Genomic DNA, 24,464 nt, shown 5'->3' with positions numbered 1-24,464 from the left:
CTGATGACGCGAGATGTTGCGTAAAAGGCAACGCCAGGTAAGGGCTTCGCGTGGCCTCTGAATGCCTTGACAACGGTTTGGGGCCGCCCTCAGACTGACGTTGCGCTTACCGCAATCCGTTTCGCTATACGCACCGAGGTGTCATGATGATTCCCGCGTGCCTTCTCGTGGATCTGCCGCGAGGCGAGGCCTACCGGCTCGACATCGATCCGCCGGTTTCGGTGTTCCACACCGACGACGGCGAGGTCTTCGCCATCGACGACACGTGCACCCACCAGGACGCCTCGCTCGCGGACGGCTGGCTGGAGGGCTGCGAAGTGGAATGCCCCCTGCATGCTTCGAAGTTCGACCTGCGGACGGGAGCCGTCGACGCCCCGCCGGCCAAGCGCCCGGTGCGTACGCACGAGGTGCTCGTCCAGGACGGCATGATCTACGTCGTGCCGTCCACGGACGCCCCGAACCTGCCGCCCTGCGTCGCCGCCCGGCTCGCCGGGGGCCCCGCGTGAGGACCGTCGCCGTGGTGGGCGCCTCGCTGGCCGGACTGTCGGCGGCGCGCTCACTGCGGAAGCGGGGCTACGACGGACGGCTCGTCGTCATCGGCGACGAACCCCATCGCCCGTACGACAGACCGCCGTTGTCCAAGGAGTTCCTCGCCGGGACCGTTGCCGAGGCCGATCTCATGCTGGAGACGGACGACGAGGACCTGCGCGCGGAGTGGCTGCTCGGTGCCCGTGCCGCAGAGCTCCAAGTCGACGGCGCCGAGCGGGTGTTGCTGCTCGACGACGGGCGGGAGGTGCGGGCCGACGGTGTCGTCGTGGCGACCGGCGCGGTGGCGCGCAACCTGCCGGGCACGGAAGGGCTGGCCGGTGTGCACACCCTGCGCACCCTGGACGACGCCCGCGCCCTGCGCGACGAACTCGCCCTGGGCGGACGGCTGGTGGTGATCGGCGGCGGCTTCATCGGCGCCGAGGTCGCCTCCACGGCGTACGCCCTCGGACTCGACGTGACGGTGATCGAGGCGGCACCGACCCCCCTCGCCGGACCCCTCGGCGAGACCATGGGCGGGATCGTCTCCGCCCTCCACGAGGCCCACGGCGTACGGCTGTTGTGCGGTGTCGGGGTCAAAGGGCTGAGCGGGGAGACCCGCGTCGACGCGGTGCTGCTGGAGGACGGGCGAACGGTCCCCGCCGACACGGTCGTCGTCGGTGTCGGCGCGCGGCCCTGCGTCGAGTGGCTGGAGGGTTCCGGCGTCGAGCTGGACAACGGCGTCAAGTGCGGCGCCGACGGCCGGACCAGCCTCGCCGGTGTCGTCGCCGTAGGAGACTGCGCCAACTGGTACGACCCGCAAGCCGGTTCGCACCGACGGGTGGAGCACTGGACCGGGGCGCGGGAGCGGCCCGAGGTGGCCGTGGGCGCGTTGCTGTCGTGGGGTGCGGTCGAGGCGGGCGCGCCCAGGCCGCCGTACTTCTGGTCGGACCAGTACGGCGTGAAGATCCAGTTCGCCGGGCACTCCGCCGGTGCCGACAGTGTGACCGTCGAGGAGGGCGCCCCGGGCGACCGCAGCTTCCTCGCCGTCTACCGGAGTGCCGGGCGGCCGGTCGCCGTGCTCGCGATGAACCAGCCGAGGCTGTTCATGCGGTGGCGCAAACAGCTTGCCGTGACGCCGAGTTGACCCTATCCACGCCGTCCGGAGTCGCTCTTCCCGGCGTGTGCCCGACCGACCCACGACGTTCTCGGAGGAGTGCACTGTGACCTCGACCAGCCTGCCGGACAGCCTGATCGCCACCCTGCCCGGCTCCTCCTACACGGACCCCGGCATCTTCGCCCAGGAGCAGGAGCGCATCTTCGAGACGATGTGGTTCTGCACGGTCCGCGCCTCCGACCTGGCCAAACCGGGCGCCTTCCGGACCGTCGACGTCGGCCGCGAGAGCATCCTGATCACCCGCGCCCGCGACAACTCGATCCGCGCCTACTTCAACGTCTGCCGGCACCGGGGCGCCAAGCTCTGCACGGAGGAGACCGGCGAGGTCAAACGCGCCTTCCAATGCCCGTACCACGCCTGGACGTACGACCTGAACGGCAAACTCGTCGCCGCGCCCAACCTCACGAAGATGCCCGACGTCGGCCGAACCGAGTTCGGGCTCGTGAGTGTCGCGGTGCGCGAATGGCTCGGCTATGTGTGGGTCAACCTGGCGGAGAACCCGCCGTCGTTCGACGAGGACGTCATCAGCGAGGTCGTCACCCGGCTCGGCGACGTGGAATCCCTCGACCACTACGACATCGACCACCTCTCGGTGGGCCGGCGCATCGTCTACGACGTCAAGGCCAACTGGAAGCTCATCATCGAGAACTTCATGGAGTGCTACCACTGCGCCACGATCCACCCCGAACTCACCGAGGTGCTGCCGGAGTTCGCCGACGGCTACGCCGCGCAGTACTACGTCGGCCACGGCGCCGAGTTCGGCGAGGAGGTGCGGGGATTCACCGTCGACGGCTCGGAGGGCCTCGACCGCATCCCCGGGGTGAGCGACGACCAGGACCGCCGCTACTACGCGATCACCATCAAGCCGCAGGTGTTCGTCAACCTCGTCCCCGACCACGTGATCTTCCACCGGATGTACCCGGTGGCCGTCGACCGCACGATCGTCGAGTGCGACTGGCTCTACCTCCCGCACGTCGTCGAGAGCGGCAAGGACGTCAGTCGGTCCGTGGAACTCTTCGACCGGGTCAACCGCCAGGACTTCGAGGCGTGCGAGCGCACCCAGCCCGGGATGAGCTCCCGGATGTACGCCAAGGGCGGGGTGCTGGTGCCCAGCGAGCACCACATCGGAGCGTTCCACGACTGGGTGAACGAGCGCCTGGGCAGCGGGACCCACTAGGCGACCCGTAGGGGGCGGCTTCGGTTCAGCCCAGGTACCCCATGCGGTGGCTGATCTCCTCGGCCCCCTTCACCAGCACCGGAGCCAGCTCGTGCAGCCGCTCCTCGGTGAACCGGTACGCGGGACCCGAGGCACTGACCGCCGCGATGACCGCGCCGTCCCGGTCGCGCACCGGCGCCGCCACGGCGTGCAGTCCGAGCTCCAGCTCCTCGAGCGTCCACGCGTAGCCGCGCTCCCGCGCCTCGGCGAGGTTCTTCTCCAGTTTGGTCTTCGAGGTCAGAGTGCGCGGGGTGACCTTCTTCAGGCCGGCCTCCGACAGCAGCGCCGCGCGCTCCTTGGCGGGCAGGTGGGCCAGCAGGACCTTGCCGCTGGAGGTGGCGTGCAACGGGGTGAGCTCACCCACCCAGTTGTGCGCGGTGACCGCGCCGGGGCCGCGCACCTCGTACAGGTTGATCGCGTACTGCTCCTGCATGACCGCGATGTTGACGGTCTCGCCGATCTCCTCGGCGAGCCGCTCGCAGACGGGGCGGCCCTGCTGCGTGATGTCGATACGCCCGGTGACCGCGCCCGCGAGCCGCACGATCCCGAAGCCGAGCCGGTACTTCCCGCGCTCGCCCGCCTGCTCCACCAGACCGCGCGCCTCCAGCGCCCCGAGCAGCCGGAACGCGGTCGACTTGTGAACGTCGATCTCGCCGGCCACCTCGCTCACACCGGCCTCGCCGCGTTGGGCCAGGATCTCCAGCACGCTGATGGCACGGTCCACGGACTGCACTCCGCCGGACTGCGAACCTGACGTTTCAGTATCTGGACTGTAGTTGCTCACAGCGAAACTATACGCGTAGTGCGGTACAACGTGTTTACAGCGAGGACTCTGATCAGGCTCTTTTGCCTGGTAGGGGGTGGTGTGCGGGGCCGGGGAAGCCCGACGGCGCGTGCGCGCCTACCGGAGTGACGCGCTGCGGGAGGACGGCAGTTGGCCGACGGCTTGCTGCCAGGCGGCCTCAACTGCCTTGCGTGCCTGTGTGGTTGCCTCGTCGATGTCACCGGTGAGGTGGACGGGATCGCCGACGTGGACGTGGAGGCCGGGGCGGCGCAGCGGTGCGGTGACGACGCCGGCGAGCTGCTTGACCCGCCCGCCGGAGACGATCCGGCGCGCACCGACGTGTCCGACCGGGACGACGGGCGCGCCGGTGGTGAGCGCGAGGCGGGCCAGACCGGTACGGAAGGTGCCGGGTCCGTGGTCGGCGGAGTCCCGGCGGCGGGGGAGTCCGCCCTCGGGGTAGATCACCACGATCCGCCCGGCCGCGAGTGCCTCGGCCGCCCGATCCAGCGCCGTGGCCGCGCTACGGCTGCCCCGGTGCACCGGTATGTGGCCCCCGCGGGTGAGACGGCGGCCGAGTACGGGGACCTTCCACAGCCCCGCGGTGGCCAGGACGACCGGTTCGACGCCCAGCCGGTGCAGCGCGGCCAGGACGAGTCCGGGATCGGCGAGGGCGGTGTGGTTGGGCGCGACGATGCTGCCCGGTGCGATGGTGCGGGCCGTCCCGGCGGTGGTCACGGTGAGGCGGCCGAGAAGGGGGACGACGGTACGGGCGAAGGCGCTGAGCACGGGGTGCTGACTCTCTGATCTGCCGGTGGTGCCCGGAATGTGGACGTCTGTATCGTCACGCGGCGGGGCGGCCGGGGGCATGAGTACGCGTACTCACCGCACCTGAGATACGCCGTCCCTCGCCTCGGTGCCGCCACGCCGTCCCGCGTGCACCGTGGAACGGGACGGTTCAGCACCTAGGGAGCGGGACCTTGAAGACTCCGCTCTCGTGGCCCACGACCACATCGGAACCCGCGGCGGCCAAACAGATGACGGCCACGTCCAGGACCACCTGCCGCAGGGTGCCGGTCGCCGGCTCCCACACCCGCAGCCCGTGCCCGCGTCTGCTGCCGGTGACCAACAGGGTGCGGCCGTCGTCCGTCATGGTGGCGGCCATGACCGGAGGACCGGCGGTGCCCGTCGACGGCGGCAGGCCCTCGCCCACCGGCGTTCCGGTGGCAGCGTCCCAGAGCATGACCGTGCCGCGATCATCGGCGGTGGCCAGCAGGTTTCCGTCGGCGGTGGGAAGCGCCACGACAGCCGCCACCCGGTGTCCGGCATCGCTGAGCGCACGCTCCTTCAGCTGCACGGCCGCGCCCGGGTCCCAGGGGTCGTCGACGGCCGGATCCCACATGTGCACGCCGCCCTGGGTGTCCACGGCCGCGACCAGCGTGCCGCCGCCGGGGACTGGGACGGCGGTGATCGCACGGATCGGACGGCCGGAGGGGTTGAGGCGCCCGACGGATTCACCCGTGGCCGGATCCCTCAACCGGACCGCGCCTCGGGAGGTGGCGGTGACGAGGAGAGTCCGTCCGTCGGCCAGGGACGCGCCGCACATCCCGGTCACCTCGCCGAGCCAGTTGGCCACGGGTTCGAGAACCGGCCGCCCGGTGACGGCATCCCACAGACCGATGGACCCGCTGTCGCCCCCGCTCGCGAGCAGGACGCGGTCATCGGCGAGGGGCAGAGCCGTCAACGAGCGGACACGGTCGGCATGCCCCGACAGCGGGCCGTGGACGAGCCGCCCGTCGGCCACATCCCACAGACACACCCCGCCCTCGTCCCCGGCACCGGCCACGAGGGTCGTCCCGCCGGAGAGGGACACCACCGTCAGTGCGTCCACGGCGCCGGACGAACCCGGCACGGCATCGGAGAACGCCGTCATACGACCCCAGGGCGTGCCGTCGGCCGCGACGAGAGCGTTCCCGTCCTGCCGTGGGCCGGCGGTTGCTCCTGGTGCTTCACCCGCCGGTTCCCTGGCTGGTTCACCTGCCGTCGGCTGCGGCGCCGATGTCGGCGCGGGGTCGTTCTCAGGCCGTGCGCCATCCGGGCCTTCCACCAGCCCGTCGGCGATCGTCCAGGTCTGTTCGCAGTTCCAGCAGCGGAAGTGGCCGGTGAGCAGGGCCAGTTGGCGGGCCCATTCGGCGCCGGCCCAGTGCGGGGTGCCCTTGGCCGCGACCATCCCGGCGACCAGGCACAGGACGGCGGGCCCCGGTGTTCCGCCGGGCACGCCTGCCACCGCGACCTCTCGTGCCACCCGCAGGAAGGGTTCCCACTCCTCGCCCAGCGTGTCGCCCCGCAACGCGTCGGCGACCTCGCTCCAGGGATGCTGTCCCTGACGGACGTGATCGGCCGGATCGGCCAACTCGGGCGCTGTGAACGGCGGATGCACCGGGTCCATGAAGAACGTGAGGATCTCGGTGTCGTACCCGCACCCGGGACACACCAACTGAAGGTAGCTTTCCCCGGGTTCGACATCCCGCAGCGCCTCCCCGATGTGGTGCCCGGCGAAGGCCACACAGCTCAGGGCGAGTTGGCCGCACACCTTCGCGGGAGCGCCGGCGGCCAGGAAGCTCCGCACGGCCGCCTGCTCGGCCAGCCGGAGCGCGGCACTGAACCCCGCTTCCAGGTCGGCCGGGACGGGGGCTCTGTCCTCCGCCGTCACGATGAAGCCGAGGTCCACCCAGAAGTCCACGGACTGCTCCGGCGGCAGCGCGGCCGCCGCCTCGACGAGACGGGGCAGCACGGCGTAGGCGCTGTCGGAGACGGTTCCGTCGGCCAGCAGGTCGTCCGTCATGTGCGTCAGGAGCACCTGCACCTCCTCGGCGGTCGCACCTTCGAGGTCACGCCAACGCGGGCTGTTCGGCGGCAGATCCGGATTCATGTGGTGAGTCTCGCAGCCGGCAGTGACAAGGGACGGGGGAGGGGGAACGGTCGCCGGCCGGAGCGGCTCGGGCCGGGAAACAGGGCGGAAACCTGGGGCGTCAGGTTGCGTGGCACGCAACCTAGTGCGTATAGCGCTACTCGTATTAGCATGCGTCGCGTATCTACGGCGCGAGCGAGACGAGAGATCATGGCTCCCCTGCAATACGACTTCGTCATCGTCGGCGGTGGATCCGCCGGCAGCGCACTGGCGAACCGGCTCTCCGCGGACCCGGCCCACCAGGTGCTCGTCCTGGAGGCCGGCCGGCCCGACTACCCGTGGGACGTCTTCATCCACATGCCGGCCGCGCTGACCTATCCGATCGGCAGCCGGTTCTACGACTGGAAGTACGAGTCGGAACCCGAGCCCCACATGGGCGGCCGGCGCGTCTACCACGCCCGCGGCAAGGTCCTCGGCGGTTCCAGCAGCATCAACGGCATGATCTTCCAGCGCGGCAACCCCATGGACTACGAGCGCTGGGCCGCCGACGCCGGCATGGAGAACTGGGACTACGCGCACTGCCTGCCGTACTTCCGGCGGATGGAGAACTGCCTCGCGGCCGATCCCGACGACGAGTTCCGCGGCCACGACGGACCGCTCGTCCTCGAACGCGGGCCCGCCACCAACCCGTTGTTCGGCGCGTTCCTCGACGCCGTGCAGGAGGCGGGGTATCCGCGCACCGACGACGTCAACGGCTACCGGCAGGAGGGGTTCGCGCCCTTCGACCGCAACGTCAGCCGGGGGCGCCGACTGTCCGCGTCCAAGGCCTACCTGAAGCCCGTGCGCAAGCGGCCCAACCTCACCGTCACCACCCGCGCGATGGTCACCCGCGTCCTCTTCGAGGGCAAGAAGGCCGTCGGTGTCGAGTACCGGCACCGCGGCAAGGTGCGGCAGGTGCGTGCCCGCGAGGTCATCCTGTGCGGTGGGGCGATCAACTCCCCCCAGCTGCTTCAGCTTTCGGGTGTCGGCAACGCGAAGGAGCTGAGCGCGCTCGGTATCGACGTCGTCCACGATCTGCCGGGCGTCGGCGAGAACATGCAGGACCACCTGGAGGTGTACATCCAGTACGCCTGCAAGCAACCCGTCTCCATGCAGCCGTACATGGCGAAGTGGCGCGCCCCCTTCATCGGGCTGCAGTGGCTCTTCCGGAAGGGGCCCGCCGCGACGAACCACTTCGAGGCCGGCGGGTTCGCCCGTAGCAACGAGGACGTCGACTATCCCAACCTGATGTTCCACTTCCTGCCGATCGCGGTCCGCTACGACGGGTCGTCGCCCGCGGGTGGCCATGGCTACCAGGTGCACGTCGGGCCCATGTACTCCGACGCGATCGGCTCCGTGAAGATCAAGAGCAGGGATCCGCTGGAGCATCCGGCGCTGCGCTTCAACTACCTGTCCACGGAGCAGGACCGGCGTGAGTGGGTCGAGTCGATCCGGGTCGCGCGCGAGCTGCTGAACCAGCCGGCGCTCGCTCCGTACAACGACGGGGAGATCTCGCCCGGGCCGTCCGTGTCGAGTGACGAGGAGATCCTCGCGTGGGTGGCCAAGGAGGGGGAGACGGCGCTGCATCCGTCCTGTACCTGCAAGATGGGCACGGATGAGATGGCCGTCGTCGACCCGGGCAGCATGCGGGTGCACGGGGTGGAGGGGCTGCGGGTTGTCGACGCGTCGGTGATGCCGTACGTGACCAACGGGAACATCTACGCGCCGGTGATGATGATCGCGGAGAAGGCGGCGGATCTGATCCTGGGGAAGGAGCCACTGGCTGCTTCGGATGCTGTGTATTACCGGCACCGGGATGCCGCCCTGGGGGCTCCGCCCCCAGACCCCCGTCGGCCCTGAAGGGGCCTCGTCCTCACACGCCGGACGGGCTGGCATGTGCCGTCCGGCGTTTCAAGTCCCGCCCCTCGAAGCCGTATACAGCGCACCCCTCACCGGAACACGACTGTACGATTCCCGTCCACCATGACCCGGCTCTCGCTGTGCCACTTCACCGCGTGCGCCAGCACCTGTGCCTCCACGTCCCGTCCGACCGTCACCAGTTCGTCCGGGTCGAGTGAGTGGTCGACCCGGACCACGTCCTGGTCGATGATCTGGCCCTCGTCCAGTTCCGGCGTGACGTAGTGCGCGGTGGCGCCCACGAGCTTCACGCCCCGGTCGTAGGCCTGCTGATAGGGGCGGGCGCCCTTGAAGCTGGGGAGGAAGGAGTGGTGGATGTTGATGGCGTGGCCCTCCAACTGCTTGCAGAGGTCGTCGGAGAGGATCTGCATGTAGCGGGCCAGTACGACCAGGTCGACGTCCAACTCCCTCACCAGGTCGAGGAGTCGGGCCTCCGCGTCCGCCTTCGTGTCCCTCGTGACGGGGATGTGGTGGAAGGGGATGCCGTAGGTCTCGGCGAGGCCCTCGAAGTCCCGGTGGTTGGAGACGATCGCCGGGATCTCGATGTTGAGGGCCCCCGTGCGCCTGCGGAACAGCAGGTCGTTCAGGCAGTGGCCGAACCTGGACACCATGATCAGCGTGCGGGTGGGGGTGGAGGCGTCCCGGAGGGTCCAGGAGATGCGATAGGCCTCGGCGACCGGGCCGAATCGGTAACGCAGTGTTTTCAGGTCGGCGTTTGGATCGGAAACGTCGAAGTGGACCCTCATGAAGAAGCGGCCCTTGAGCCGGTCGTCGAATTGCTGGCTTTCGAGGATGTTGCCGGAGTTCCGGACGAGAAAGCCGCTCACGGCATGGACCAGCCCGGTGCTGTCCGGACACGAGAGGGTGAGGACGAATTCGCGGCCAGGGTGCGGTCGAGGGGACATGAGCGGCCTCCGTTGGTGCGTATTGCACAACAAGGTGAGCGATACGCAACATGGTTGAGCCGGGCGCCGCTTGCGGTCAAGAGGCGGCCGGGCAATGGCCCGCATGGCGAAATCGTCATCCGCCAACCCCTTGACGTATGTCTGCACATTCGCCAGGGTGTTCCACCACAAGCAATACGGTGCACGATGCGCAACGGAATTCGCTCGAAGGGCTCCACACGTGGCAGACCTGTATGTGGACGGAGAATGGCGTGACGCGGTGGCCGGCGGTCACCGTGACATCCGCTGTCCCGCCGACGGCACGCTCGCCGCGACCGTGTCCGAGGGAACGCGTCCCGACACCGAGGCCGCGATCGCCGCGGCCCGCCGCGCTTTTGACGAAGGGCCCTGGCCGCGCACCTCCGAACGGGAGCGCGGGGCCCTGCTGTTGCGCACCGCCGACCTCATCGAGCGTGACGCCAAGGAGTTCGCCCGCGCCGAGTCGCTGGACACCGGCAAGCGGCTGGTGGAGAGCGAGTACGACATCGCCGACGTCGTCTCCTGCTTCCGCTACTACGGCGGGATCGGCGGCACCGACGCCGGACGCGTCATCGACACCGGGCGCGACGACGCCGTAAGTCGCGTCGTCTACGAGCCCGTTGGGGTCTGCGGGCTGATCACGCCCTGGAACTACCCTCTGTTGCAAGCCAGTTGGAAGGTCGCTCCGGCGCTCCTCGCGGGGAACACCGTCGTCCTCAAGCCGAGTGAGCTGACGCCCTCCACCTCCATCCTGTTGATGCGCGCGCTGGAGGAGGCCGGGCTGCCCGCCGGGGCCGCCAATCTCGTGCTCGGTGCCGGGCCCGAGGTGGGGGCGCCGCTCTCCGAGGACCCGGCCGTCGACATGGTCTCCTTCACCGGGGGTCTCGAGACCGGCAAGCACATCATGGCCACCGCCGCCGCGACCGTGAAGAAGGTGGCGCTGGAGCTGGGCGGCAAGAACCCCAACGTGGTCTTCGCCGACGCCGACTTCGAGACGGCCGTGGACTTCGCGCTCACGGCCGTCTTCCTGCACTCGGGTCAAGTGTGTTCCGCCGGGGCCCGGTTGATCGTCGAGGACTCGCTGCACGACCGGTTCGTGGACGAAGTCGTGCGGCGGGCACGGCAGATCAGGCTCGGCGGGCCCTTCGACCCCGAGGCCGAGACCGGGGCGCTGATCTCCGCGCGGCACCTGGAGAAGGTCGAGGCGTACGTCGCGGCGGGCGTCGCCGAGGGCGCCGTACTGCGCTGCGGTGGTGAGCGGCCGGACGAACTCGCCCTCGCCGAAGGCTACTTCTACCCGCCGACCGTCCTCGACGCGTGCACGCAGGACATGCGCGTGGTGCACGAGGAGTCCTTCGGGCCCGTGCTGACCGTGGAGCGCTTCACCGACGAGGACGACGCCGTACGCATCGCCAACGACACCGAGTACGGGCTCGCCGGCGCCGTCTGGACCCAGGACGCGGGCAGGGCCCAGCGGGTCGCGCGACGGCTGCGGCACGGCACAGTGTGGATCAACGACTACCACCCCTATGTGCCGCAGGCGGAATGGGGTGGCTTCGGACACTCGGGCGTGGGCCGGGAGTTGGGACCGACCGGCCTGGACGAGTACCGAGAGCCCAAGCACATCTGGCAGAACATCCAACCCAGGCCGCAGCACTGGTTCCGCGGCTGAACGCCGAAAAGAGGTCGATCGTGACCCCAGCACAGACCGAGGTGCCGCAGCGGCGCGGCACGCCCCAGGACTCGGGCCCCACCCCGGTCATTTCCGTGCGCAAGCTGTGGAAGGTGTTCGGGCCGAAGGCGGAACAGGTGCCCGGTTCCGAGGAGTTGTGCGGGCTCACCCGCCGTGAGCTGATGGACCGCACCGGCTGCACCGCCGCCGTACGCGATGTGAACTTCGAGGTCTCGCCCGGAGAGGTCTTCGTCGTCATGGGACTGTCGGGCTCCGGGAAGTCCACCCTGGTGCGCTGTCTGACCCGGCTGATCGAACCCACCGCCGGGGAGATCGTCTTCGAGGGCGAGGACATCCGGGACGCGGACGCCAAGCGGCTGCGCGAGCTGCGGCGCCGTAAGTTCTCCATGGTCTTCCAGCACTTCGGGCTGCTGCCGCACCGCCGGGTCGTCGACAACGTGTCGTTCGGCCTGGAGATCCGCGGCATGAGCAAGGCAGAGCGCAGCAAACGGGCCCTGGAAGTCGTCGAGTTGGTGGGACTCTCCGGGTACGAGAACTCCTATCCCGACCAGCTCTCCGGAGGCATGCAGCAACGCGTCGGTCTGGCGCGGGCGCTGGCCGGTGACCCGGACGTGCTCCTCTTCGACGAACCGTTCTCCGCGCTCGACCCGCTGATCCGCCGTGACATGCAGAACGAGGTCATCCGGCTGCACCACGAGGTCGGCAAGACCATGGTGTTCATCACCCACGACCTGTCCGAGGCCCTCAAGCTGGGCGACCGCATCCTCATCATGCGCGACGGCAAGATGGTGCAGTGCGGGACCGGGGACGAGCTGGTCGGTGCCCCCGCCGACGACTACGTACGGGAATTCGTGAAGGACGTGCCGCGCGGTGACGTCCTCACCCTGCGCTGGATCATGCGTCCCGTCGTCGACGAAGACGCCCTGGACGGGCCCGAGTTGGGCCCCGACGTCGTCGTACGCGAGGCCACCCGCGCGGTGCTCGCGGCGGACAGGCCCGTCAAGGTCGTCGAGAACGGCAAGCTGCTCGGCATCGTCGGCGACGAGGAGATCCTCGCGGTCGTCGCCGGGCGGGAAGGCGACGCGTGATGACCGTCGCCGTGGAGAAACCGGAGCCCGCGCAACAAGTCGCGCACCCCGCACCGGAGTTGAAGGGCGTACGGCGCAAGGTCGGCCGGCCGGTGATGGTGGCCGCGATCGTCGTCGTGTGGCTGGTGCTGTTCGCCGTGCTGCGCGGGAAGCAGACGCTGACGCTCGCGGCGGCCGATCTCACCGGGCTGCACCGCTGGTTCAACGACCTCAACGACTCGATCGGCGCCAACCGCAACTCCAACCCGCTCTTCCTCTACTTCTTCAACGAGATCCGGCTGGTCATCAACAACCTGGTGACCTTCGTCCAGGACCTGATCTCCCAGCCGAGCGGCGACCGGCCGGTGCCGCAGATCGGCTGGCTCGGCGTCGTCGGCATCGCCGGCTTCGTCTCCTGGGCCGTCGGCAACTGGCGCGTCGCGCTCCTCGCCATGGCCGGCTTCGCCTTCTTCGGGCTGCAGGGGCTGTGGCAGGAGAGCATGGACACCCTGGCGCTCACCCTCTCCGCGGTCCTCGTGGCGCTGCTGTTCGCGATCCCGCTGGGGGTGTGGGCGGGGCTCTCCGACCGGTTCAACCGGATCATCACGCCCTTCCTGGACTTCATGCAGACGATGCCGACCTTCGTCTACCTCGCCCCCCTCACCCTGATCTTCCTCATCGGCCCGGCCTCCGCCGTGATCGCCACGGTGATCTACGCCGCCCCGCCCGCGATCCGCATCACCGCGCACGGCATCCGCTCCGTACCCGAGACGACCGTGGAAGCGGCCGACTCCATGGGGTCGACGCGCTGGCAGTCGCTGGTCAAAGTGCTGCTGCCGATGGCCAAACGGACCGTGGTCATGGGCGTCAACCAGACCATCATGGCCGCCCTCGCCATGGTCACCATCGCGGCCCTGATCGACGCGCCCGGCCTCGGCAAGACCGTCATGCAGGCACTGCAGTCCCTCGATGTCGGTACGGCCTTCAACGCGGGCCTCGCCATCGTCGTCATGGCGATCGTCCTCGACCGGGTCACCACCGCGTCCAGTACCCGCGCGGAACAGGCCCGGAACTCCGGCGGCCGCTTCCTCAAATGGCGCCGCCCGCTGCTCGGTTCGGGCGCCGTCGGTGTCGTGGTCCTGATCTATCTGTCGCACACCTACCTCTGGGCGGCCCAGTTCCCCGGCGACGGCACCACCGGCACCCACATCGCCAACGCGGCGGACAGCGTGACGACTTGGGCGCAGGACAACCTGTCCGGGATCACCAACGCGTTCCGTGACGCGATCACCAACGGGTTGCTCAACCCGTTCCAGTCGCTGCTCACCGACTCCCCGTGGTGGCTCGTCGGCGCGGCCCTGGTCGGGATCGGTGTCGTGGTCGGGGGCTGGCGCTCCGGGATCACCACCGCCGTCTGCGTAGGCCTGCTTGTGGGAACGGGAGTGTGGTCGGACGCCATGACGACACTCGCCTCGACCGTCGTGGCGACGGTGCTGGTGATGGTGCTCGGCATCGCGTTCGGGGTGTGGATGGGGCGCAGCGCGATGGTGGACCGGCTGCTGCGGCCCACGCTGGACGCGGCGCAGGTCATGCCGCCGTTCGTCTATCTCGTGCCGTTCCTCGCCCTGTTCGGCGCGACCCGCTTCACCGCGATCGTCGCCGCCGTCGTCTACGCCGTGCCGGTCGCCATCAAGATCACCGCCGACGGGGTGCGGGCCGTGCCCGAGACCACCGTCGAGGCGGCCACCGCGGCCGGGTGCAACACCTGGCAGATCATCACCAAGGTCCAACTCCCGATGGCACGCAGCGCCCTGACCCTCGCCACCAACCAGGGCCTGATCTACGTGCTGTCGATGGTTGTGGTGGGCGGCCTGGTGGGAGCCGGCGCCCTCGGCTACGACGTCGTGGCCGGATTCTCCCAGGGCGAGCTGTACGGCAAGGGACTGGCGGCAGGGCTCGCCATCGTCCTGCTCGGAGTCATGTTCGACCGGATCACTCAGGCGGCCGCGCGCCGAACCCGCGCTTAAAGGAGCACGACACCATGGCACGACACTGGCGAACCGGCGCGGCCGGCCTGGCCGTCCTCGGCCTCACCCTCACCGCCTGCGGCGGGGCGAAGGTCGGCGACACCTCATCGGGCTCGAGCGGCGACAGCTCGGGCAAGTGCGGCACCTTCAACCTCGCGGTCAACCCGTGGGTGGGCTACGAGGCGGACGCGGCGGTCGTCGCGTACGTCGCACAGCACCAACTCGGCTGCACGGTCGACAAGAAGGACCTGAAAGAGGAGATCGCCTGGCAGGGCTTCGGCACCGGCGAGGTCGACGCCGTCCTGGAGAACTGGGGCCACGACGACCTCAAGAAGAAGTACATCACCGGCCAGAAGACCGCCGTCGAGGCCGGCCAGACCGGCAACAAAGGCATCATCGGCTGGTACGTGCCGCCGTGGCTCGCCAAGGCCCACCCGGACATCCTCAACTACAAGAACCTGAACAAGTACGCGTCCAAGTTCAAGACCTCCGAGTCGGGCGGCAAGGGCCAACTCCTCGACGGGGACCCGTCGTACGTCACCAACGACGCCGCGCTGGTGAAGAACCTGAACCTCGACTTCAAGGTGGTGTACGCGGGCAGCGAGACCGCGCTCATCCAGGCGTTCCGCACCGCCGAGAAGAACAAGCAGTGGGTCATCGGCTACTTCTACGAGCCGCAGTGGTTCCTCTCCGAGGTCGCGCTGAAGAAGGTCTCCCTGCCCAAGTACACGACCGGCTGCGACGCCGACGCGGCGAAGATCGCCTGCGACTATCCCGTCTACGACCTCGACAAGATCGTCAGCGCGAAGTTCGCCAAGTCGAACAGCCCCGCCTACAACCTGGTGAAGAACTTCAACTGGACCAACGACGACCAGAACACCGTCGCCAAGTACATAGCGCAGGACAAGCTGTCCGACGACGCGGCGGCGAAGAAGTGGGTCGACGCCAACAAGGACAAGGTCGACGCCTGGCTCAAGTAGCCCTGGCGGAAACCCGGTTGACCATGCCCGGTGGGCGGTGCGCGCAGGTGTGCACCGCCCACCGGGCATTGCCGTGTGCCGCCGTGTCCAGGCCGGTGTTTCGGCCTGTTTTCCGACGTCGAGGACCCCTTGACACCCGCTCCTCGTGCCGGGCACATTGAGTTGCGCAACCTGAAGCATGTTGCGCAGACAGCAACCGGATTGCTTTCTAGCCGGAGGTGCGGCGATGGCGGGACCCCGAGTGGTCATCATCGGAGCGGGCGTCGTGGGGGCGGCACTCGCGGACGAGATCTCCGCGCGAGGCTGGACCGAAGTGACCGTGGTCGACCAGGGTCCGCTGCCCGCCACCGGCGGCTCCTCCTCGCACGCCCCGGGGCTGGTCTTCCAGACCAACTCCTCCAAGACCATGACCGAGTTGGCCCGCTACACGGTCGAGAAGTTCTGCTCCCTCGACGTCGACGGCAAGCCCTGCTTCCTCCAGGTCGGCGGCCTCGAGGTCGCCACCACCCCCGAGCGCGTCGCCGAACTCCACCGCCGCCACGGCTGGATCACCGCGTGGGGAGTCGAGGCCCGCCTGCTGAGCCCCCAAGAGTGCGTGGAACAGCACCCGTTGGTGAACCCCGACCGGGTCCTCGGCGGCCTCCTGGTCCCCACCGACGGCCTCGCGAAAGCCGTCCTCGCGGTGGAGGCCCAGATCCGCCGGGCCACCGAACGCGGCGTGACCTTCCTCGCCCGCCACGAAGTCCTCGACGTCCAGCAGGCCGACGGCCGGGTCACCGGCGTCCTCACCGACCAGGGCGAGATCCCCGCCGACATCGTCGTGTGCTGCGCCGGCATCTGGGGCCCGAAGATCGCCCGCATGGTCGGCATGAGCCTCCCGCTGACCCCGCTCGGCCACCAGCTCGCCTGGACCGGTCCCGTACCCGCCCTCGCCGGCCAGACCGAGGAGGCCGTCCGCCCGATCCTGCGCCACCAGGACGCCGACCTCTACTACCGCGACCGCTTCGACGCCATCGGCATCGGCTACTACGGCCACCGCCCCATGCCGATCTCCGCCGACGACATCCTCTCCGTCGACGAGGCCGACGACATGCCGTCCGTCCTCAAGTTCACCGAGGACGACTTCGCCGACGCCTGGACCGAGACACAGTCACTCCTCCCCGCCACGAAGGACGCGAAGGTCGAGGAGGGCATCAACGGCCTGTTCTCCTTCACCACCGACAACTTCCCCCTCCTCGGGGAGAGTTCGGACGTCAAGGGCTTCTGGGTCGCCGAGGCCGTCTGGGTCACGCACTCGGCGGGCGTCGGCCGCGCGATGGCCGAGTGGCTGGTCGACGGACACTGCTCGTCCTTCGACCTCCACGAGTGCGACGTCAACCGCTTCGAACAGCACCAGCTCGCCCCGGAATACGTCCTGGCCCGCGACTGCCGGAACTTCGTCGAGGTCTACGACATCCTCCACCCCCTCCAGCCGTCCGGTGACCCGCGCCCGATCCGCACCAGCCCCTTCCACACCCGCCAGTCGGAACACGGCGCGGTCTTCCTGGAGGCCAACGGCTGGGAACGCCCCCAGTGGTACGAGGCCAACTCGGCCCTGCTGGAAGGCCGTTCGATCCCCATCCCGAACGACTGGGCCGCGCAGTACTGGTCGCCCATCGTCGGCGCCGAGGCACAGGTCACCCGAGAGACCGTCGCGATGTACGACATGACGGCCCTCAAACGCCTGGAGGTCACCGGCCCCGGCGCCGCCGACTTCCTGGAGGGCCTGGTCACCGGCAAGGTCGCCAAGTCGGTCGGCTCGGTGACGTACACGCTGCTGCTGGACGAGGACGGCGGCATCCGCAGCGACATCACCGTCGCCCGCCTGGCCCGCGACCGCTTCCAGGTCGGCGCCAACGGCAACCTCGACCTCGACTGGCTCACCCGCCACCTCCCCGCCGACGGAACGGTCCAGGTCCGCGACATCACCCCCGGCACCTGCTGCATAGGCCTGTGGGGCCCGCTGGCCCGCAAGGTCCTCCAGCCCCTGACGGACGAGGACTTCACGAACGAGGGCCTCAAGTACTTCCGCGCGAAAAAGGCCTACATCGGAACGGTCCCGGTGACCGCCATGCGGCTGTCCTACGTCGGAGAACTCGGCTGGGAGCTGTACACCACCGCCGACCAGGGCCAGAAACTCTGGGACACCCTGTGGCAGGCGGCCAAACCCCTCGGCGGGATCATCGCCGGGCGCGGCGCCTTCAACAGCCTCCGCCTGGAGAAGGGTTACCGCTCCTTCGGCACCGACATGACCTACGAGCACGACCCCTACGAGGCCGGCGTCGCCTTCGCCGTCAAACTCGACAAGGGCGACTTCCTCGGCAAGGCGGCACTGGAACGCCGAAAGACCGCCGTACAGCGGCAGTTGACCTGTCTCACCATCGACGACCCGCGCTCCGTCGTCATGGGCAAGGAACCGGTCTACGACGGCGGGCGCGCCGTCGGCCACGTCACCAGCGCCGCCTACGGCTACACGATCGGCAAGGGCATCGCCTACGCCTGGCTCCCGGCCGAACTCGCCACCCCCGGAACCCCGTTGCACATCGGCTACTTCGACCGGCGCGTCGAGGCGGTCGTCGCCGCGGAGCCGCTGTTCGACCCGACGATGTCCCGTCTCCGTGGCTGACCGGAAGGACGCGAACGCCGTATGAACGCGCTCAACACCCCCCTGGCCGAACTGGATCCCGAGGTGCATGCCGCACTCCGCGCCGAACTGCGCCGCCAGCAGTCCACGTTGGAGATGATCGCCTCCGAGAACTTCGCGCCCTCCGCCGTGCTGGAGGCGCAGGGCTCGGTCCTCACCAACAAGTACGCCGAGGGGTATCCCGGCCGCCGCTACTACGGTGGCTGCGAACACGTCGACGTCACCGAGCGGTTGGCGATCGAGCGGGTCAAGTCCCTGTTCGGGGCGGGCTTCGCGAACGTCCAGCCGCACTCGGGCGCACAGGCCAACACGGCAGTGTTCTTCGCCCTGTTGAAGCCCGGCGACACCATCCTCGGCCTCGACCTCGCCCACGGCGGCCATCTCACCCACGGCATGCGCCTCAACTACAGCGGCAAGATGCTGAACGTGGTGCCGTACCACGTCTCCGAGACCGACAACCTGGTCGACATGGACGAGGTCGAACGCCTCGCCAAGGAATACCGCCCTCAGATGATCATCGCCGGATGGTCGGCGTATCCACGGCAGTTGGACTTCGCGGCCTTCCGCAGGATCGCCGACGAGGTGGGCGCGCTCCTGATGGTCGACATGGCACACTTCGCCGGCCTCGTCGCCGCGGGGCTGCACCCCAACCCCGTCCCGCACGCCCACGTGACCACGACCACGACGCACAAGACCCTCGGCGGCCCACGCGGCGGAGTCGTCCTCACCAACGAGCCCGACCTCGCGAAGAGGATCAACTCGGCGGTGTTTCCCGGCATGCAGGGCGGCCCGCTGGAACACGTCATCGCCGCGAAGGCGGTGTCGTTCAAGGTCGCCGCGTCCCCGGAGTTCGCGGAACGCCAGTCCCGCACGCTGGCCGGCGCCCGCATCCTCGCCGAACGCCTCACCCGGGCCGACGTGGCGGCCACCGGCGCGCAGGTCCTCACCGGCGGCACGGACGTGCACCTGGTCCTGGTCGACCTGCGCGACTCCGAACTCGACGGCAGGCAGGCGGAGGACCTGCTCCACGAGATCGGCATCACCGTCAACCGCAACGCCGTCCCCTTCGACCCACGCCCGCCCATGGTCACATCCGGCCTGCGCATCGGCACCCCGGCGCTGGCCACGCGCGGCTTCACGGAGGACGACTTCGCCGAGGTGGCCGACGTGATCGCGCTGGCCCTCCAACCGGCCCCCGACATCGGTGACTTGAGCGCCCGCACGAAGGCACAGGCCGCGAAGCACCCGCTGTACCCGCACCTGTCCGAGGAAGGCACCCCCCGATGACGACCCCTCGCACCCCGGGCGCGGACCTCCCCGAACACCCCGACCGGCTCTGGCGCACACCCGAGCCGAAACGCTCGTACGACGTGGTGATCGTCGGCGGCGGAGGCCACGGCCTGGCCACCGCCCACTACTTGGCGAAGAACCACGGCATCACCAACGTCGCGGTGCTGGAGAAGGGGTGGCTCGCGGGCGGCAACATGGCCCGCAACACCACGATCATCCGCTCCAACTACCTGTGGGACGAGAGCGCGGGCATCTACGAGCACGCGCTCAAGCTGTGGGAGGGCCTGGAGGAGGAGCTGGACTACCCGATCCTCTTCTCCCAGCGCGGCGTCCTCAACCTCGCCCACAGCCTCCAGGACGTCCGCGACAGCGTGCGCCGAGTGGAGGCGAACCGACTCAACGGCGTGGACGCGGAATGGCTCGACGAACGGCAGGTCAAGGAGGTCTGCCCGATCGTCAACACCTCACCGGACGTGCGCTATCCGGTCATGGGAGCGACGTACCAACCCCGCGCCGGAATCGCCAAACACGACCACGTGGCCTGGGGACTGGCCCGCTCCGCGGACGCCGCCGGCATCGACCTCATCCAGAACTGCGAGGTCACCGGCCTCGACATCGTCGACGGCAGGGTGGTGGGCGTACAGACCACACGCGGCCCGATAGCGGCGGGCAAGGTGGCGCTCTGCTCGGCGGGCCACACGTCGGTGCTGGCGGCGATGGCGGGCATCCAACTCCCGCTCCAGAGCCACCCGTTGCAAGCACTGGTCTCGGAACTCCTGGAGCCGGTGCACCCCACGGTGGTCATGTCCAACGCGGTCCATGTGTACGTGAGTCAGGCGCACAAGGGCGAGTTGGTGATGGGCGCGGGCATCGACTCGTACAACTCCTACACGCAGCGCGGCGCGTTCCACATCATCGAGGAGCAGATGGCGGCGGCGTTGGAGCTGTTCCCGGTCTTCGCCCGCGCGCACGTCCTGCGCACGTGGGGCGGCATCGTGGACGTCACCCCGGACGCGTCACCGATCGTGGGCCTGACCCCGGTGGACAACCTGTACCTCAACTGCGGCTGGGGAACAGGTGGTTTCAAGGCCACCCCGGGTGTCGGCTGGGTCTACGCCCACACCATCGCCCACGACACGCCTCACCCCCTCAACGCCCCCTTCTCGCTCGACCGTTTCACCACCGGCGCGCTCGTCGACGAGCACGGTGCCGCCGCGGTGGCCCACTAGGGAGCCCGAACCATGCTGCTGATCCCCTGCCCCTGGTGCGGGCCCCGCGACGAGGCCGAGTTCCACTACGGCGGCCAGGCCCACGTCGCCTACCCGGAAACCCCCTCCGAACTGACCGACGAGGAATGGGCCCGCTACCTCTTCTTCCGCGCCAACCCCAAGGGCCCCTTCGCCGAACGCTGGAGCCACGCGGCGGGCTGCCGCCGATGGTTCAACGCGGTCCGCGACACCGCGACGAACGAAATCCTGACGGTGTACCGGGCGGGTGAGAAGCAGTCAACCCCTGTTGAGCAGAGGCCAGTTCTTCAGCGGGGGTCGGCATTTTCAGCCCGTCCGGCGTTTGAGGACGAGGCCCTTTCGGGGCCGACGGGGGTCGAAGGGGCAGAGCCCCTGGAGGATGGGACGGGTAGGGGCGGCGGGGGCGACGCATCCACCAGTGACTCCGCCACGGGCCACCCGTACCGCCACCCCACCCACGGCCGAATCCACCGAGCAACCCCCCTCACCTTCACCTTCGACGGCACCGAATACCAGGGCTACAAGGGCGACACCCTCGCCTCCGCCCTCCTCGCGAACGGCATCATCCACACCGGCACCAGCATCAAACTGGGCCGCCCCCGAGGCATCTTCACGGCAGGCGTAGAAGAACCGAACGCCCTCATCCAGATCGAGGCCCCCTTCCCCGAACCGATGCTCCCCGCCACCACGGTCGAGCTCTACGAGGGCCTCGCAGCCACCAGCCTCCCCGGCCAGGGCCGCCTGGCCACCGCCCCGGACCCCGCCCGCTACGACGCCCTGCACGCCCACTGCGACCTCCTGGTCGTAGGCGCGGGCCCGGCCGGCCTCGCGGCAGCATCCGCCGCAGCCCACACCGGAGCCCGGGTCATCCTCGCCGACGACCGCCCGGAACTGGGCGGCAGCCTGCTGGACACAGCCGAACTCCGAGACTGGGTAAGCGAGTTGAACGAGAGGCTGACCAGCGCCCCCGACGTCCGCATCCTGCGCCGCACCACCGTCTTCGGCCACTACGACGACAACCACCTCCTGGCAGTGGAACGCCGCACCAACCACCTCGGCGCCACAGCCCCCACCCACCTCTCCCGCGAACGCGTCTGGCGCATCCGGGCCCGCCGAGTGGTCCTCGCAACCGGCGCCCACGAACGCTCACTCGCCTTCCCGGACAACGACCGCCCCGGCGTGATGCTCGCCGCCTCGGCCCGCGCGTACCTCAACCGCTACGGCGTCCTCCCCGGCCGCAAAGCCGTCGTCTTCACCACCAACGACAGTGCGTACCCGGCCGCGTTGGACCTGGCGGCGGCGGGCGTGGAGATCGCGGCGATCGTCGACACCCGCCCGTCGGCGCCAGGGGAGTGGGCGAGCCGAGCCCGCGAGGCGGGCATGGAGGTACTGCCCGGACACGCGGTCGCCGGCACCGAGGGCACCCCGCGCCTGACCGCCGTGACGGTCGCCCCGTACGGCGAACCCACGGGCATGGCACGGCAGTTCACCGCAGACCTCCTCCTGGTCTCCGGCGGCTGGAACCCCGTCGCCCACCTCTTCAGCCAGGCGGGCGGCAGGCTCCGCTACGACGACACCCTCGGCTCCTTCGTCCCCGACACCTGCCGCCAGCTGGTCGAGGTGGCGGGCAGCGCGAACGGTGTCCTGGACCTCCCCACAGTCCTCGCGCAGGGTGCGGCCGCAGGCGCCCGAGCGATCGAGGCCGAGGGCTACACCGCCGAAACGCCTTCCCTGCCCGACGTACCCGCCGTACCCCACACCCCTGCCATGCATGTCTTCCTCGTCCCCGGCACCACCGACGCCCCCCGCTTCGTGGACCTCCAACGAGACGTCACCGTCGCCGACTTGACCCGTGCCACCGGCGCGGGCCTCGACTCGGTCGAACACACCAAGCGCTACACGACGGCAGGCACGGCCAACGACCAGGGCAAGACTTCAGGAGTCCTGGCGAGCGGCGTGGTCGCCGAACTCCTGGGCGTGGACGTCTCGTTGCTCGGCACGACCACGTTCCGCCCGCCGTACACACCCGTCTCCTTCGCCGCCCTCGCCGGCCGTGACCGGGGCGCGCTGCACGACCCGGTCCGTACGACCGCCCTGCACGACTGGCACGTCATGCAGGGCGCGCTGTTCGAGAACGTCGGGCAGTGGAAGCGCCCTTGGTACTACCCGCGCGACGGCGAGGTCATGGAGACCGCCGTCCTGCGCGAGTGCGCGGCGGCCCGCGAGTCCGTCGCCTTCATGGACGGCTCCACCCTCGGCAAGATCGACGTACAGGGCCCGGACGCACCCGTCTTCCTGGACCGGCTCTACACCAACATGATGAGCAACTTGAAGGTCGGCATGGTGCGTTACGGCGTCATGTGCCGCCCGGACGGCATGGTCTTCGACGACGGCACGGCCATCCGCCTCGCCCCGGACCGCTACCTGGTCACCACGACCACGGGCAACGCCGCCGCCGTACTCGACTGGATGGAGGAGTGGCACCAGACGGAGTGGCCCGAACTCCGCGTCCACTGCGCCTCGGTGACCGAACAGTGGGCCACCGTCGCCCTGGTCGGCCCCCGCTCCCGCGAGGTGCTCGGCTCACTCGCACCTCAACTCGCCGTGAGCAACGACGACTTCCCGTTCATGGCGTGGCGGGACACGACCGTCGCCGGCATCGGGGCCAGGGTGTGCCGCATCAGCTTCTCCGGTGAACTCGCCTACGAGATCAACGTGTCACCGTGGGAGGCCCTCGCCCTGTGGGAGGCGCTGTACGAGGCGGGCGCCCCCTTCGGCATCACCCCGTACGGCACCGAGACCATGCACGTCCTGCGCGCCGAGAAGGGCTTCCCGATCATCGGCCAGGACACCGACGGCACCGTAACGCCCGAGGATCTCGGCATGAGTTGGGTGGTATCGAAGAAGAAGCCCGACTTCATCGGCAAGCGTTCCTACGCCCGCGCCGACGCCGTACGCCCCGACCGCAAACACCTCGTCGGCCTGCTCCCCGAGGACCCCGCCGCGTTCCTCCCCGAGGGCACCCAACTCATCGCCGACAGCGTGCTCCCGGCGCCGCCCGTCCCGATGCTCGGCCACGTCACCTCCAGCTACCGCAGCGCCGCCCTTGGCCGCACCTTCGCCCTCGCCCTGATCAAGGGCGGCCGCGACCGCATCGGCGAACGCCTCTACGCCCCCGTGGGCGACCAGTTGATCCCCGTCACCGTCGCAAGCCCCGTCCTCTACGACCCCGAGGGAGCCCGCCGCGATGGCTGACACCGCCCTTTCCGTCCCGCGCCGCAGCCCCCTCGCGGGCGTCGCCGACCGGCTGGCGGCCACAACCCGCGCTTCCGGCGGCGCGGTACGGCTGGCCGAACTCCCCTTCCTGGCCCAGGTGAACGTCCGCCTCGACGCGAAGGGCGCGGCGGCGGACGCCGTAGGACTCGCCCTCGGGCTGTCGCTGCCTCTGGAGCCCAACACCGTTGTGCGGGGAGGAGAGTTGACCGTGCTGTGGCTCGGTCCCGACGAGTGGCTCGTGGTGGGGGCGCCGGACACCCAGCGGGATCTGGAGGAGCGGATTCGCGCGGCTGCCGGTGACGAACACGTCTCCGTCACCGATGTCTCGGCCCAGCGCACCACCCTCCTCGTCTCCGGCGCCCGCGCCCGCGACCTGCTGGCCCACGGCTGCCCGCTGGACCTGCACCCACGGGCCTTCGGCCCCGGCCGCTGCGCCCAGACCATGCTGGCCCGCGCCCAGGTCGTCGTGGTCGCACGGGACGAACCCGGCGCAGGGTTCTGGGTGTTGGTCCGCTCGTCGTTCGCCGGGTACTTGACGGACTGGCTGCTGGACGCGGCCGGCGAGTACGTCGCGGAGGTCTGAGAGACGCCGTACGCCTGAACACGTGCTGTGCCGAAGGCCGTTCACCCGACACCGGGAGAGCGGCCTTCGCGCTGCGTTCCAGCCGTCGGCGCAAGCTAACGTTGCGGTCCGCGACGGCTCCGAGCCTGG

The 24,464-nt window shown here is 69.6% G+C and carries 17 protein-coding genes; 13 read left to right on the top strand and 4 right to left on the bottom strand.

Annotated elements, in window-relative coordinates; all coding sequences use genetic code 11:
* The first annotated feature begins 143 nt into the window (after positions 1-143).
* From OHT77_RS07190 to OHT77_RS07180, 3 genes are all read left to right on the top strand, one after another.
* Positions 144-506: a bifunctional 3-phenylpropionate/cinnamic acid dioxygenase ferredoxin subunit gene (locus tag OHT77_RS07190; protein ID WP_266766476.1), complete on the top strand. Its 363-nt coding sequence runs from the start codon at positions 144-146 to the stop codon at positions 504-506.
* Positions 503-1,672, top strand: a complete 1,170-nt coding sequence (locus OHT77_RS07185; RefSeq protein ID WP_328827188.1) for an NAD(P)/FAD-dependent oxidoreductase — start codon at positions 503-505, stop codon at positions 1,670-1,672. Before OHT77_RS07190 ends, OHT77_RS07185 begins: the two co-directional genes overlap by 4 nt.
* Positions 1,673-1,748: 76 nt before the next feature.
* Positions 1,749-2,879 carry an aromatic ring-hydroxylating oxygenase subunit alpha gene (locus tag OHT77_RS07180; RefSeq protein ID WP_328827187.1) on the top strand — a complete coding sequence of 377 codons (1,131 nt, stop codon included), beginning with the start codon at positions 1,749-1,751 and terminating at the stop codon, positions 2,877-2,879.
* A gap of 25 nt (positions 2,880-2,904) precedes the next feature.
* Here the strand turns inward: OHT77_RS07180 and OHT77_RS07175 are convergent, their stop codons facing one another.
* The 3 genes from OHT77_RS07175 to OHT77_RS07165 all read right to left on the bottom strand — a co-directional run bounded on the left by OHT77_RS07175 (position 2,905) and on the right by OHT77_RS07165 (position 6,631).
* Positions 2,905-3,651 (bottom strand): IclR family transcriptional regulator, encoded by a 747-nt coding sequence (locus tag OHT77_RS07175; protein ID WP_328834176.1) that lies wholly within the window; start codon positions 3,649-3,651, stop codon positions 2,905-2,907.
* A 168-nt stretch (positions 3,652-3,819) separates the two neighbouring features.
* Positions 3,820-4,488 carry a lysophospholipid acyltransferase family protein gene (locus tag OHT77_RS07170; protein ID WP_328827186.1) on the bottom strand — a complete coding sequence of 223 codons (669 nt, stop codon included), beginning with the start codon at positions 4,486-4,488 and terminating at the stop codon, positions 3,820-3,822.
* A gap of 169 nt (positions 4,489-4,657) precedes the next feature.
* On the bottom strand, positions 4,658-6,631 hold the full coding sequence (locus OHT77_RS07165) for a WD40 repeat domain-containing protein (protein WP_328827183.1): 1,974 nt from the start codon (positions 6,629-6,631) through the stop codon (positions 4,658-4,660).
* A 189-nt stretch (positions 6,632-6,820) separates the two neighbouring features.
* Here OHT77_RS07165 and betA point away from each other — a divergent pair, with 189 nt between their 5' ends.
* Positions 6,821-8,509, top strand: coding sequence for a choline dehydrogenase (betA, locus tag OHT77_RS07160; RefSeq protein WP_328827182.1), 1,689 nt, complete (start codon positions 6,821-6,823; stop codon positions 8,507-8,509).
* Between the two features lie 89 nt (positions 8,510-8,598).
* On the opposite strand, the gene purU is transcribed toward betA, so the two are convergent.
* Complete coding sequence (gene purU / locus OHT77_RS07155) at positions 8,599-9,471, bottom strand: formyltetrahydrofolate deformylase (protein WP_328827181.1); 873 nt, start codon at positions 9,469-9,471, stop codon at positions 8,599-8,601.
* A gap of 220 nt (positions 9,472-9,691) precedes the next feature.
* Between purU and OHT77_RS07150 the strand changes: the two genes are divergently transcribed.
* The 9 genes from OHT77_RS07150 (at position 9,692) to OHT77_RS07110 (ending at position 24,335) form a co-directional block, all read left to right on the top strand.
* Complete coding sequence (locus OHT77_RS07150; RefSeq protein ID WP_328827180.1) at positions 9,692-11,161, top strand: aldehyde dehydrogenase family protein; 1,470 nt, start codon at positions 9,692-9,694, stop codon at positions 11,159-11,161.
* Between the two features lie 20 nt (positions 11,162-11,181).
* Positions 11,182-12,270, top strand: a complete 1,089-nt coding sequence (locus OHT77_RS07145) for a quaternary amine ABC transporter ATP-binding protein (protein ID WP_328827179.1) — start codon at positions 11,182-11,184, stop codon at positions 12,268-12,270.
* 431 nt (positions 12,271-12,701) lie between these two features.
* Positions 12,702-14,276 (top strand): ABC transporter permease, encoded by a 1,575-nt coding sequence (locus OHT77_RS07140; protein WP_443048202.1) that lies wholly within the window; start codon positions 12,702-12,704, stop codon positions 14,274-14,276.
* A gap of 14 nt (positions 14,277-14,290) precedes the next feature.
* Positions 14,291-15,256: an ABC transporter substrate-binding protein gene (locus tag OHT77_RS07135; RefSeq protein WP_328827175.1), complete on the top strand. Its 966-nt coding sequence runs from the start codon at positions 14,291-14,293 to the stop codon at positions 15,254-15,256.
* A gap of 226 nt (positions 15,257-15,482) precedes the next feature.
* Positions 15,483-17,921, top strand: a complete 2,439-nt coding sequence (locus tag OHT77_RS07130) for a GcvT family protein (protein WP_328827174.1) — start codon at positions 15,483-15,485, stop codon at positions 17,919-17,921.
* Between the two features lie 21 nt (positions 17,922-17,942).
* Positions 17,943-19,226: a serine hydroxymethyltransferase gene (glyA, locus tag OHT77_RS07125; RefSeq protein ID WP_328827173.1), complete on the top strand. Its 1,284-nt coding sequence runs from the start codon at positions 17,943-17,945 to the stop codon at positions 19,224-19,226.
* Entirely contained in the window at positions 19,223-20,458 is a 1,236-nt protein-coding gene (locus OHT77_RS07120; protein ID WP_328827172.1) for a sarcosine oxidase subunit beta family protein, read from the top strand. The genes glyA and OHT77_RS07120 overlap by 4 nt, the downstream gene beginning before the upstream one ends.
* 12 nt (positions 20,459-20,470) lie before the next feature.
* Positions 20,471-23,731, top strand: a complete 3,261-nt coding sequence (locus OHT77_RS07115) for a sarcosine oxidase subunit delta family protein (protein WP_328827171.1) — start codon at positions 20,471-20,473, stop codon at positions 23,729-23,731.
* Complete coding sequence (locus OHT77_RS07110; protein ID WP_328827170.1) at positions 23,724-24,335, top strand: sarcosine oxidase subunit gamma; 612 nt, start codon at positions 23,724-23,726, stop codon at positions 24,333-24,335. Before OHT77_RS07115 ends, OHT77_RS07110 begins: the two co-directional genes overlap by 8 nt.
* Positions 24,336-24,464: the final 129 nt, after the last annotated feature.

This window comes from Streptomyces sp. NBC_00252 (assembly GCF_036187565.1).
Classification (GTDB): Bacteria; Actinomycetota; Actinomycetes; order Streptomycetales; family Streptomycetaceae; genus Streptomyces.
Note: the sequence above shows the minus strand (reverse complement) of the source record. Positions and strands in the feature narration are given on the sequence as shown.

What these genes read in the sequence shown, in the direction of transcription:
- OHT77_RS07190 (WP_266766476.1), top strand. Translation starts at nt 144, where the DNA reads ATGATGATTCCCGCGTGCCTTCTCGTGGATCTGCCGCGAGGCGAGGCC.
- OHT77_RS07165 (WP_328827183.1), bottom strand. Translation starts at nt 6,631, where the DNA reads ATGAATCCGGATCTGCCGCCGAACAGCCCGCGTTGGCGTGACCTCGAA.
- betA (WP_328827182.1), top strand. Translation starts at nt 6,821, where the DNA reads ATGGCTCCCCTGCAATACGACTTCGTCATCGTCGGCGGTGGATCCGCC.
- purU (WP_328827181.1), bottom strand. Translation starts at nt 9,471, where the DNA reads ATGTCCCCTCGACCGCACCCTGGCCGCGAATTCGTCCTCACCCTCTCG.
- OHT77_RS07140 (WP_443048202.1), top strand. Translation starts at nt 12,702, where the DNA reads ATGGCCGGCTTCGCCTTCTTCGGGCTGCAGGGGCTGTGGCAGGAGAGC.
- OHT77_RS07135 (WP_328827175.1), top strand. Translation starts at nt 14,291, where the DNA reads ATGGCACGACACTGGCGAACCGGCGCGGCCGGCCTGGCCGTCCTCGGC.
- OHT77_RS07130 (WP_328827174.1), top strand. Translation starts at nt 15,483, where the DNA reads ATGGCGGGACCCCGAGTGGTCATCATCGGAGCGGGCGTCGTGGGGGCG.
- glyA (WP_328827173.1), top strand. Translation starts at nt 17,943, where the DNA reads ATGAACGCGCTCAACACCCCCCTGGCCGAACTGGATCCCGAGGTGCAT.
- OHT77_RS07120 (WP_328827172.1), top strand. Translation starts at nt 19,223, where the DNA reads ATGACGACCCCTCGCACCCCGGGCGCGGACCTCCCCGAACACCCCGAC.
- OHT77_RS07115 (WP_328827171.1), top strand. Translation starts at nt 20,471, where the DNA reads ATGCTGCTGATCCCCTGCCCCTGGTGCGGGCCCCGCGACGAGGCCGAG.
- OHT77_RS07110 (WP_328827170.1), top strand. Translation starts at nt 23,724, where the DNA reads ATGGCTGACACCGCCCTTTCCGTCCCGCGCCGCAGCCCCCTCGCGGGC.